The organism is Polaromonas aquatica (assembly GCF_042659145.1).
In the GTDB taxonomy this organism is placed as follows: Bacteria; Pseudomonadota; Gammaproteobacteria; order Burkholderiales; family Burkholderiaceae_C; genus Polaromonas; species Polaromonas aquatica.
This window is the reverse complement of record NZ_JBHSRS010000039.1, coordinates 1-1,120: the sequence shown is the minus strand read 5'-3', so window position 1 is coordinate 1,120 and position 1,120 is coordinate 1. Positions and strand designations below refer to the sequence as shown.

1 protein-coding gene is annotated in these 1,120 nt (G+C 56.5%); it reads right to left on the bottom strand.

The genetic code is table 11. The features are described 5' to 3' along the window. On the bottom strand, positions 1–914 hold a 914-nt coding region (locus ACFQND_RS12260), incomplete at its 3' end, for an MCP four helix bundle domain-containing protein (RefSeq protein ID WP_377413616.1). Between the last annotated feature and the right edge of the window lie 206 nt (positions 915–1,120).

Genomic DNA, 1,120 nt, shown 5'->3' with positions numbered 1-1,120 from the left:
GCTTGTTCTTCTGTCCTTGAGGACAGGTCCTGGTTGCCTGAGGCTATCTGGCTTGAGGCTGTCGCTATCGTGTCTGTGCCATGGCGGATACCGTTGACCAGTTGAACCAGCTCTCCTTGCATCCGCTGAATCGCATACAGCAGGCTGCTGGTATCACCCTTGCGGATATCAACTTGCACGGTCAGGTCTCCCGCTGCCACACGATCAACAACGTCCGTCGCATAACCGGGCTCTCCGCCGATTTGGCGCGCCAGCAGGCGCGCAACAACCAGGCCAAGCCCGATGCTGATCACAATGCCCGCCAATACAAGCATCAACATCATCAGGCGTGAGCTTGTATAGGTGCTGCGGGCGTGTTCCATGCCAGCCTGGGCAAACTGGTCACTGCGCTCAACCATGCGTTTGAACACCTCTTCTACCGCACGCGACTCCTTTACCAAGCTTGCGCTGTTATCGGTCACCCCGTTTTCATATTGGGAGGAATCCAGGGGCTGCTTTGACAACAACACCACAAAAGCGTCCAGGTTTGCCTTGAGGCCTGGAAATTTGCTCTCATATTGCTGGTACAGGGCCTTACCCTCGGCATTGGCCTCCAGTAAAGGCTTGATCTCGGCCATGCTTGCCTGAAGTGCATCCAGGGCTGCCTGGACATTCTTTTTCTCAGCGTTGCGCTCCCCCAGGGTGGAGGCCGCCAGGAGGCCCACCTGGGCCCGGCTTGCATAGAGCAAATGGACATTGGCATCCTGAACACCCTTGAGCACCCGCATGTCCTTGTTGTAAAGATCTTCGGTGGCCGTGCTGATGCGCCCCATGTGAAAGATTCCAAGCGAACCGATGGCCGCACCAACCATGGCCACAATTAGAAAGCTGAGAACCAGCCTGGTCGTCACACGGAGCTTGAAAAACCATTGCATATTTTTACTTCATCCAGGTAATGGCTGCACAAGCAGCCGGGTTTTGAGCGTTTGACACGCGCGGCGAGATTTAAAAAGTTTCCCATTCCCCTGCAGTGGCAAGCGCGCCCTGCGCAACCATCTGGGAATTGCGCTGGGGCGCAGCAATCGCCTGCTTGGCCGCTGGTGGCTGCTTGGGGGCGCTTTTTGGCTTGCTACTGCTGGCA